Origin of the sequence: Streptomyces sp. WAC06614 (assembly GCF_003949795.1) — a bacterium.
Taxonomy (GTDB): Bacteria; Actinomycetota; Actinomycetes; order Streptomycetales; family Streptomycetaceae; genus Streptomyces.
On the sequence record NZ_RPRY01000261.1, the window covers coordinates 1 to 9,961 of the forward strand.

The 9,961-nt window shown below is 71.6% G+C and carries 8 protein-coding genes; 5 read left to right on the top strand and 3 right to left on the bottom strand.

The window, feature by feature from the left end:
• Positions 1–1,032, top strand: a 1,032-nt coding sequence (manA, locus tag EF918_RS26850; protein ID WP_125651383.1) for a mannose-6-phosphate isomerase, class I, incomplete at its 5' end; no start/stop codon positions are given.
• Between the two features lie 74 nt (positions 1,033–1,106).
• The gene (locus EF918_RS26855; RefSeq protein WP_125651386.1) at positions 1,107–2,030 is read left to right on the top strand and encodes a cation diffusion facilitator family transporter; all 924 of its coding nucleotides are present in this window, start codon (positions 1,107–1,109) and stop codon (positions 2,028–2,030) included.
• 95 nt (positions 2,031–2,125) lie between these two features.
• On the opposite strand, the gene lepB is transcribed toward EF918_RS26855, so the two are convergent.
• Both lepB and EF918_RS26865 read right to left on the bottom strand, forming a co-directional pair.
• Positions 2,126–2,851 (bottom strand): signal peptidase I, encoded by a 726-nt coding sequence (gene lepB, locus EF918_RS26860; RefSeq protein ID WP_125651388.1) that lies wholly within the window; start codon positions 2,849–2,851, stop codon positions 2,126–2,128.
• A 48-nt stretch (positions 2,852–2,899) separates the two neighbouring features.
• On the bottom strand, positions 2,900–5,005 hold the full coding sequence (locus tag EF918_RS26865) for a fructose-specific PTS transporter subunit EIIC (RefSeq protein ID WP_125651390.1): 2,106 nt from the start codon (positions 5,003–5,005) through the stop codon (positions 2,900–2,902).
• 312 nt (positions 5,006–5,317) lie between these two features.
• Between EF918_RS26865 and ahcY the strand changes: the two genes are divergently transcribed.
• Together ahcY and EF918_RS26875 are read left to right on the top strand one after the other, a co-directional pair.
• Positions 5,318–6,709, top strand: a complete 1,392-nt coding sequence (gene ahcY, locus EF918_RS26870) for an adenosylhomocysteinase (protein WP_125651392.1) — start codon at positions 5,318–5,320, stop codon at positions 6,707–6,709.
• A 183-nt stretch (positions 6,710–6,892) separates the two neighbouring features.
• Positions 6,893–7,495, top strand: coding sequence for a DUF1772 domain-containing protein (locus EF918_RS26875; RefSeq protein ID WP_125651394.1), 603 nt, complete (start codon positions 6,893–6,895; stop codon positions 7,493–7,495).
• Positions 7,496–7,560: 65 nt separating this feature from the next.
• Here the strand turns inward: EF918_RS26875 and EF918_RS26880 are convergent, their stop codons facing one another.
• The gene (locus tag EF918_RS26880) at positions 7,561–8,058 is read right to left on the bottom strand and encodes a DUF1772 domain-containing protein (RefSeq protein ID WP_125651396.1); all 498 of its coding nucleotides are present in this window, start codon (positions 8,056–8,058) and stop codon (positions 7,561–7,563) included.
• 176 nt (positions 8,059–8,234) lie between these two features.
• Between EF918_RS26880 and EF918_RS26885 the strand changes: the two genes are divergently transcribed.
• The gene (locus EF918_RS26885) at positions 8,235–9,821 is read left to right on the top strand and encodes an acyl-CoA carboxylase subunit beta (RefSeq protein ID WP_125651398.1); all 1,587 of its coding nucleotides are present in this window, start codon (positions 8,235–8,237) and stop codon (positions 9,819–9,821) included.
• The last annotated feature ends 140 nt before the right edge of the window (positions 9,822–9,961 follow it).

A 9,961-nucleotide genomic window follows, 5' to 3' on the forward strand; every position in this document is an offset into this window, starting at 1 on the left:
GCCCCCTCCCGCCTCGACCGCGGCACGGGCGTGACGGCACTGTCCGAGCTCATCGCGGCCGACCCCGAGGCCGAACTGGGCGCGGCCACCGTCGCCAAGTTCGGCCCCCAGCTCCCCTTCCTCCTCAAGCTGCTCGCCGCCGGCGCCCCGCTCTCCCTCCAGGTCCACCCCGACCGCGCCCAGGCCGCCGCCGGCTTCGCCGACGAGGAGGCCCGCGGCATCCCGGTCGACGCCGGGCACCGCAACTACAAGGACGCCAACCACAAGCCCGAGATGATCTGCGCGCTGACGCCGTTCGAGGGACTCTGCGGCTTCCGCCCGCCGCTGGAGTCCGCCGAACTCCTCGCCGGCCTCAAGGTCGACTCCCTGGAGCCGTACGTCGACCTGCTCCGCGCCCACCCCGAGGACGCCGCCCTGCGCGAGGTCCTCACCGCCGTCCTGACGGCCGACCGCGAGCAGATGGCCGCCACCGTCACCGAGGCCGCGGCCGCCGCCGAGCGCCTGGGCGGCCCGTACGCCCCGTACGCGCCGCTGGCCCACCACTACCCGGGCGACCCCGGCGTGATCGCGGCCATGCTGCTCAACCACGTCACGCTCCAGCCGGGCGAGGCCATGTTCCTGGGCGCGGGCGTCCCGCACGCCTACCTCGACGGTCTCGGCGTCGAGCTGATGGCCACCTCCGACAACGTCCTGCGCTGCGGACTCACCCCCAAGCACGTGGACGTGCCCGAGCTCCTCAAGGTCGTCCGCTTCGAGCCCGGCGACCCGCACGTCCTGCGCCCCGAGGACGGCGGCGAGGAGGTCTACGACGCCCCCATCGACGAGTTCCGCCTCTCCCGCTACGTTCTGGCCCCGGCCTGCGCCCCGGTCGTCGTCCGCGCGGGCGCCCCGCAGATCCTGCTGTGCACGGCCGGCTCCCCGAAGGCCGGCGAACTGACCCTCGCCCCGGGTGAATCCGTCTTCGTCCCCGCCGCGGAAAGTGTGGAATTGTCCGGTACGGGCACCATCTTCCGCGCCACGGTGGTCCTCTGACACGGGCACACCCGCGATCACGGCTGCAACAATGTGCGGCCGTAGTCAGTGGCTAGGAAGGGACACCCGCACCCATGAGCGCGTCAGGCGGAACCAAGGCGATCGTGGCGGCCCTCGCCGCCAACCTCGCCATCGCCGCGGCCAAATTCGTGGCCTTCATCTTCAGCGGCTCGTCGTCGATGCTCGCGGAAAGCGTCCACTCGCTGGCCGACTCCGGCAACCAGGGCCTGCTGCTCCTCGGCGGCAAGCGGGCGCAGCGGGAGGCGACCCCCGAACACCCCTTCGGGTACGGGCGCGAGCGGTACATCTACGCGTTCCTGGTCTCCATCGTGCTCTTCACGGTCGGTGGCATGTTCGCCATCTACGAGGGCGTCGAGAAGATCCAGCACCCGCACGCCATCGAGGCCTGGTACTGGCCGGTCGGCGTGCTCGTCTTCGCGATCGTGGCGGAAGGCTTCTCCTTCCGCACCGCCATCAAGGAGTCGAACGAGCTGCGCGGCACCCTGACCTGGAAGCAGTTCATCCGCCGCGCCAAGGCCCCCGAGCTGCCCGTCGTCCTCCTGGAGGACTTCGGCGCGCTCGTCGGCCTGGTGCTGGCCCTGGGCGGCGTCGGCCTGGCGCTGCTGACCGGCGACGGCGTCTGGGACGGCATCGGCACCCTGTGCATCGGCGCCCTCCTCATCCTGATCGCGATCGTGCTCGCCGCCGAGACCAAGTCCCTGCTGCTGGGTGAGGCCGCCGGCGCCGACCAGGTCGCGAAGATCAAGGCGGCCATCGTCGACGGCGACACCGTCACCGGCCTGATCCACATGCGCACGCTGCACCTCGGCCCCGAGGAACTGCTGGTCGCCGCGAAGATCGCCGTCCAGCACGACGACACCGCCGCCGAGGTGGCCCGCGCCATCGACGCGGCCGAGTCCCGCATCCGCGAGGCCGTCCCGATCGCCCGCGTGATCTACCTGGAGCCGGACATCCTGCGGACGCCCGCCGCGAAGTGAGCCCGCACGAAGGCCCCGCCGCCCGAACGGGCCGCGGGGCCTTCGTCGTCCCCGCCGCACTACGCCGTGAGCGCCGTACGGGCGGCGTCGCACCGTCAGACGCCCGCCCCCGGCCCGTGCGCACCCGGCCAGCCCGGCACCGGCCCGTGCGGGCCCGGCCACGCGGCCTGCCGCTTGCGCGCCCGTCGCCGTACGACCAGCGCCGCGGTCCCGAGCCCGGCCCCGACGAGGAACACCAGCACGCCGAGCAGTTCGGCCCCGCCGAGCACGAGCAGCCCCGTCGGTCGCCCGACGGCCTTCCCCGTCACGGCCGACACCGCGACGGTCCCCTGCCTGCCGTTGCTCCCGCGGTACGAGGAGTCGGCGGAGTTGCCCCGGTTGTCTCCCATCAGGAACATCCGCCCCTCCGGCACCACGACGTCGAAGTCGACGGTCGCCGGAGTCCGGCGGTCCTTCAGGTACGGCTCGTCCAGCGGCTGCCCGTTGAGCCGGAGCGTGGCATCGCCCCTGCGGTACGAGATCCGGTCGCCGCCGAGCGCCACCACGCGCTCGACGTGGTCCCCCCGGTCCCAGTCGGGGGACGAGAACAGCACCACGTCACCGCGCTCGACCCGCGGGCTCCCGCCGTCCTCGGCGGCGAGGAAGACCCGGTCGCCCCGCCGGTACGTCGGCTCCATGTGGTCCGACCCCACCGACCGGACCCGGACCGGCTGCTGGTCCAGCACCACCGTCAGCACCGGCGGCGTCAGCACCGCCACCGCGCCCACGACCAGCAGCACGATCGCCCAGATCCCGAGTCTCCGCCCCGGCCCGCGTTCCATGAACCCACCCCTCCGCCTGTTGTCGACGGCGGGCAGCCTACGCAGGGGTCAGCGGATCTCCCGCAGCACCTCCAGGACCGCCGCCCCGTCCGGGGCCGTACGCAGCCGGTCCCGGTAGTCCGGGTCCATCAGCTTGCGCGAGAGCAGGGCCAGGATCCGCAGGTGCTCGTCGCCCGCGGCGGCCTCCGGCACCGCGATCATGAACACCAGCCCGGCCTTCGTCCCGTCGAGCGACCCCCACTCGATGCCCGCCGCGGACCGCGCGAAGCCGACCGTCGGGCGGCTCACCGCGTCCGTCTTGGCGTGCGGTATGGCGATGCCCTCGCCGAGTCCGGTCGTCCCCTGTGCCTCCCGGGCCAGGGCCACCCGGACCAGCTCGTCCACGTCCCGTACGTTCCCGGTCCCGGCCAGCAGCCCGGCCATCTCGCGGATCGCGGCCTCCTTGGTGTCCGCCGCCAGTGCCGTGCGCACCGTCCGCTCCGTGAGGTACCCGGACAGCACCTCCGGCGCGGCCGGCTCCGCCGTGGCCGACGCCGGGGTCGCCGTCCCGGCCGGCACGGCCGTGGCGGCCACGCTCGGCACGGGCACGCTCCCGGCCCCGGCCGCCCCGGCCGTCCCGGTCCCGACCGCAGCCGACCCGGCGCCCACGGGCACCGGCTCGGGCTCCGGCGCCGCCCTGTCCGGGACGGCCCCGGCCAGGGCCCCGTTCCGACGCCCCCGGAGCCCGATCAGCGCGTTCGTGGTCAGCGCGGTCACCAGCGTGCCGGCCGCGACGGCCACCAGGAACCAGCCCACGCCACTGACCGCACCCAGCGCGGCCACGATCGGCCCGCCGTGCGGCACGGCGTCGCCCACGCCCGCCATCCCGGCGAGGGCACCGGCCACCGCGCCGCCCAGCATGTTCGCCGGGATCACCTGCGCCGGCCGCGCCGCCGCGAACGGGATCGCGCCCTCGGAGATGCCGAACACGCCCATGAACAGCGCCGCCATGCCCGTCTCCCGCTCCTGCTCGGAGTACAGCTTCCGGCGGATCAGCGTGGCCAGGCCCTGGCCCAGCGGCATGACCGGGATGGCCGCGGCGCACATGCCCATCACGGCGTAGTTCCCGGAGGCGATCAGGCCCGCACCGAACAGGAACGCCGTCTTGTTGACCGGACCGCCCATGTCGAAGGCGATCATCAGGCCGAGCAGCGCGCCCAGCAGGATCGCGCTGGTGCCGGTCAACCCCGCCAGCCAGTCCGTCAGCGTGGTGAACACCCAGGTGATGGGCCGGCCGAGGACGTGGATGAAGAACAGCCCGACCGCGGTCGTCGCCACGATCGGGATCACGATGATCGGCATGATCGGCCGGACGACCTTGGGGACCTCGACCTTCTTGATCCACGCGACCAGGTAACCGGCCAGGAAACCGGTCACGATGCCGCCGATGAACCCGGCGTTCGCGTCCGCGTTCCCGTACAGCGCGCCATGGGTGGCGATCCAGCCGCCGATCATGCCCGGCACCAGGGCCGGGCGGTCGCCGATGGCGTACGCGATGTAGCCCGACAGGATCGGCACCATCAGCGTGAAGCCGATGACGCCGAGGTTGTTCACGTCCTTCCAGAAGGAGCCCTCCGGGATGACCAGCCCCTGGGCCGTGGGCTCCCCGCCCACCGCCAGCGACACGGCGATCAGCAGACCACCGACCACCACGAACGGGATCATGTACGAGACGCCGTTCATCAGCGCCTTGTACGCCAGGCTGCGCTCCTTGCCCCCGCCTGAGCCGCGGCCCGCGCCCGCCGTGCCCTCCTGCACCGGCGCACTGCGCACCCCTTCGATCAGCTCCTCGGGCCGGTGGATCCCGTCCGCCACCCCGGTGGCCAGCACCCGCTTGCCGGCGAAGCGCTCGCGGTCGACCTCCTTGTCCGCGGCGATGATGATCCCGTCCGCCTCGCTGACATCGTTGTCGGAGAGGATGTTCTCCGCCCCGATCGAGCCCTGCGTCTCGACCTTGATGTCCACCCCGAGCCGCTCCGCCGCCTGCTGGAGCTTCTCGGCGGCCATGTACGTGTGCGCGATGCCGGTGGGGCACGCGGTGACGGCGAGCACCTTCGGGCGCCTGCGCCCGCTCGTGCCGTTCCCGCCGCCGGACGGTCCGGCCGTGCTGGTCACTGCCCTCTCCTCTCGTCGCGGTCCACCCGGAATCCTGCCGCAGGAAGGGACGCATCAAAAGTCCAAAAGGCCTGAAACCGGCGCGCCGGACGGCCTGAAATCGGCCCCCGGATTCCCTCGTGGACTGGGGCGCGCTGCGCCGATCGGTGTAGATTCGTCTCTCGGTGTCAGACGTCGCTGCTGATGGCGGTCGGGCGGTCTCCGCGACCGGCCGAGGGGAGAGAGGACCTCCGACGGACTGCGCTGGTGCGCCCCCGAGGTGCACAGCTCAGCCGTACCCTCCCTCTCGACGAACCACGAGGAGCAGCACCCATGGACTTCAAGGTCGCAGACCTCTCCCTCGCCGAGTTCGGCCGCAAGGAGATCAGCCTGGCCGAGCACGAGATGCCGGGCCTGATGTCGATCCGCAAGGAGTACGCCGCCACGCAGCCGCTGGCCGGCGCCCGGATCACCGGCTCGCTGCACATGACCGTGCAGACGGCCGTCCTGATCGAGACCCTGGTCGCCCTCGGCGCCGAGGTCCGCTGGGCCTCCTGCAACATCTTCTCCACCCAGGACCACGCGGCCGCCGCCATCGCCGCCGCCGGCATCCCGGTGTTCGCCTGGAAGGGCGAGACCCTGGAGGAGTACTGGTGGTGCACGGAGCAGGCGCTGACCTGGCCGGACGCCGACGGCCCCAACATGATCCTGGACGACGGCGGTGACGCCACCCTCCTGGTCCACAAGGGCGTGGAGTTCGCCAAGGCCGGCTCCGTGCCGGACCCGGCGACGGCCGACAACGACGAGCTGCGCATCGTCTTCCAGCTGCTGCGCGACAGCAAGCTGGACTGGGTCAAGCTGGCCGCCGGCATCCGCGGCGTGACCGAGGAGACCACCACCGGCGTCCACCGCCTCTACGAGATGCACCGCGAGGGCGCCCTGCTCTTCCCGGCGATCAACGTGAACGACGCCGTCACCAAGTCGAAGTTCGACAACAAGTACGGCTGCCGCCACTCCCTGATCGACGGCATCAACCGCGCCACCGACGTCCTGATCGGCGGCAAGACCGCGGTGGTCTTCGGCTACGGCGACGTCGGCAAGGGCTGCGCGGAGTCCCTGCGCGGCCAGGGTGCCCGGGTGATCGTCACCGAGATCGACCCGATCTGCGCCCTGCAGGCGGCGATGGACGGCTACCAGGTCACCACCCTGGACGAGGTCGTGGAGACCGCCGACATCTTCATCACCACCACGGGCAACAAGGACATCATCATGGCCTCCGACATGGCCAAGATGAAGCACCAGGCGATCGTGGGCAACATCGGCCACTTCGACAACGAGATCGACATGGCCGGCCTGGCCAGGATCCCCGGCATCGTCAAGGACGAGGTCAAGCCGCAGGTCCACACCTGGACCTTCCCCGACGGCAAGGTCCTGATCGTGCTGTCCGAGGGCCGTCTGCTCAACCTCGGCAACGCGACCGGTCACCCGTCCTTCGTGATGTCCAACTCCTTCGCGGACCAGACCCTGGCCCAGATCGAGCTGTTCACCAAGCCCGAGGAGTACCCGACCGACGTCTACGTGCTGCCCAAGCACCTCGACGAGAAGGTCGCCCGCCTCCACCTCGACGCCCTCGGCGTCAAGCTCACGACCCTCCGCCCGGAGCAGGCCGACTACATCGGCGTCCCCGTCGAGGGCCCGTACAAGCCGGACCACTACCGCTACTGAGCAGTTCCCGAGCCTCGTGGCGGTACGGGGTCCGGTGCTGTCCGGCCGGATCCCGCCGCCCGTCTCGAACCCGGCTCAAGGGCGGGTCGAAACCCATGGCAGGCACTGACACGGGGGTGCCACGATCGGTTGTCCGTGCCTAGGGCAGACAGCACTTCCGACCACCCAGATGGGACGCACCCGATGAACCCCAGTCAGGCCGGTGGCCACAACCCGTACGCAGCGGGTCCGCCCGGTGCCACCTACCCGCCCCCGCCCCCGCCGGCCACCACCGAGGGGAGCACCAAGCTCGGCACCTCCCTGATGGTGCTGGCGACCGTCCTGATCGGCCTGATGGCCGGCCTGTTCTTCGCCTACGACATCTCCGTGATGCCGGGTCTGGCCGACGCCGACCCGCGCACGTACGTCACCGCGATGCAGAACTTCAACGCCGAGATCGACGGCAACGGCCTGTTCGGCATGGCCTTCATCCTCGCGCTGGTGGCCGCCGGCGCGTCGGCCGTCATCGAGTTCCGCAAGGGGCGCAGGGCGGTCGCGCTGTTCGTCGGTGCCGCGGCCGTGGCGTACCTGGTGGTCCTCATGATCACCTTCACCGTCAACATCCCGCTGAACAACGAGCTCAAGGACGTCGGCGACGCGGCGAAGCTGACCGACTTCTCGATCGTGGACAAGTTCAAGAGCACCTGGGTCTCCACGAACATCGTCCGCACCCTGCTGTGCACGGCGGCCCTGACCGCCCTCTCCCGCGCCCTGGTCCTCTACGGCCGGGCCACCGCGCGCCGCTGACCCCGCGTCCGCACCAGCCGCTCGACGTACGAGGCCCCGCCGGCCGGACCGGCGGGGCCTCTGCGTCACCTCAGGGCGCCGTACGCGAACAGCGCCCAGCCCAGGCAGCCCAGCGACGCCGTGCACAGCAGGGTGCGCCAGACGTTGGCGCGGACCCACGGGCCCTCGAAGGCCCGCCGGACGGCGGCCGGGTCGGCGATCCGGGCGACCGGGCCGGCCTTCTCCAGGGCGTTGTTGAGCGGGATGTTCACCTTGTTGGTCACGCCCATCGCGGCGATGTACAGCACCAGGGCGGCGACCAGCGGAGGCAGGACGTCACGGCCGTCGGAGGGGACGTGCAGGCCGACCGCGAGGGCCGTGAAGAGGAACGCGCCGATGTAGCCGAGGACGAACCAGCCGTTCAGGATCGCCACGTTGATCTTCTGCATCACCTCGATGACCGTACGGTCGTCGGTGCGCTTCAGGCCCGGCATCACCGAGACCGAGAAGCCGTAGAACAGGCCGCTGACCAGGCCCATCGTGATCGTCGCGGCGATGAGCGACGCGAGCCGTGCGGTTTCCACGTCGGATTCCCCCTGCTCGTGGTCAGGTCATGGAAGAGTCATCGAATCGTCAAGTCACCGCGATCATACGGCTGTACGGCCGCCGGGTCGCGGGGGATTCGAGCAGGTCTCGACAGGCTCTTGAGCCCCTCGCGCGACGGTGGCTGAATCCGGCCTTCAGTCGTGGAGGAGCCCATATGACCATCGCCGACGCCCCACCCGTACCCGTGCCCGTGCCGCTCCTGGACCGTACGGCGGAGCTGGCCGACATCAAGGCCCTGGCCGTCGCGGGACCCGACGAGCGGGCCACGGAGCGCCAGCACGCCAAGGGCAAGCTGACCGCGCGGGAGCGGATCGACCTCCTCCTGGACCCGGACTCCTTCCACGAGATCGAGACACTGCGCCGGCACCGCGCGAGCGGATTCGGACTGGAGGACAAGCGGCCCTACACCGATGGTGTGGTCACCGGCTGGGGCACCGTCGAGGGCCGCACGGTCTTCGTCTACGCCCACGACTTCCGCATCTTCGGCGGGGCGCTGGGCGAGGCCCACGCCGAGAAGATCCACAAGGTGATGGACCTCGCCGAGGCCGCCGGCGCGCCGCTGGTGTCGCTGAACGACGGCGCGGGCGCCCGGATCCAGGAGGGCGTCTCGGCGCTCGCCGGCTACGGCGGCATCTTCCAGCGCAACACCCGGGCCTCCGGGGTCATCCCGCAGATCTCCGTGATGCTGGGCCCGTGCGCGGGCGGGGCCGCGTACAGCCCGGCCCTGACCGACTTCGTGTTCATGGTCCGCGGGACCTCGCAGATGTTCATCACCGGCCCCGACGTGGTGCGGGCGGTGACGGGCGAGGAGATCACCCAGAACGGCCTGGGCGGCGCGGACGTGCACGCCGCCACCTCGGGCGTGGCCGCCTTCGCCTACGACGACGAGGCGAGCTGCCTGGAGGACGTACGCCACCTGCTGTCCCTCCTGCCCTCCAACAACCGCGAGACCGCCCCGCGCGCGGACTGCGACGACCCCGCCGACCGGGCCACCGACGCCCTGGTGGACATCGTCCCGGTCAACCCGCAGCAGTCGTACGACATCCGCAAGGTCGTCGAGGAGGTCGTCGACCACGGCGAGCACTTCGAGGTCCAGCCGGCCTGGGCGCCGAACGTGGTCTGCACCCTCGCCCGGATGGACGGCCACGTCACCGGGTTCGTCGCCAACCAGCCCGCCGCGCTGGCCGGCGTCCTCGACATCCACGCCAGCGAGAAGGCGGCCCGCTTCGTCCAGTTCTGCGACGCCTTCTCCATCCCGCTGGTCACCCTGGTCGACGTGCCCGGCTTCCTGCCGGGCGTGGACCAGGAGCACGGCGGCATCATCCGGCACGGCGCCAAGCTGCTGTACGCCTACTGCAACGCCACCGTGCCGCGGATCTCGCTGGTGCTGCGCAAGGCGTACGGGGGCGCGTACATCGTGATGGACTCCCGCTCCATCGGGACGGACCTGGCGCTGGCCTGGCCCACCAACGAGATCGCCGTGATGGGCGCGGAAGGCGCGGCCAACGTCATCTTCCGCCGCGACATCGCCGCCGCCGACGACCCGGACGCGATGCGCGCGCAGAAGATCAAGGAGTACACGACCGAGCTGATGCACCCCTACTACGCGGCCGAACGCGGCCTCGTCGACGACGTCATCAGCCCGTCCGAGACCCGCTCGGTCCTGGTCGACGCCCTCGCGATGCTCCGCGCCAAGTACGCCGACCTGCCCTCCCGCAAGCACGGGAACCCGCCGGTATGAGCGGCGACACCACCGGACCCGACGCCTCCTGGCGGGTCGTCAGGGGCGTCCCCGACGCGGCCGAGACCGCAGCCCTGACCGTCGTCCTGACCGCCTACCTGACCCGCACGACCACCACCCCCGCGCCCGCCCCCCGCACC

What these genes read in the sequence shown, in the direction of transcription:
- EF918_RS26855 (WP_125651386.1), top strand. Translation starts at nt 1,107, where the DNA reads ATGAGCGCGTCAGGCGGAACCAAGGCGATCGTGGCGGCCCTCGCCGCC.
- lepB (WP_125651388.1), bottom strand. Translation starts at nt 2,851, where the DNA reads ATGGAACGCGGGCCGGGGCGGAGACTCGGGATCTGGGCGATCGTGCTG.
- ahcY (WP_125651392.1), top strand. Translation starts at nt 5,318, where the DNA reads ATGGACTTCAAGGTCGCAGACCTCTCCCTCGCCGAGTTCGGCCGCAAG.
- EF918_RS26875 (WP_125651394.1), top strand. Translation starts at nt 6,893, where the DNA reads ATGAACCCCAGTCAGGCCGGTGGCCACAACCCGTACGCAGCGGGTCCG.
- EF918_RS26885 (WP_125651398.1), top strand. Translation starts at nt 8,235, where the DNA reads ATGACCATCGCCGACGCCCCACCCGTACCCGTGCCCGTGCCGCTCCTG.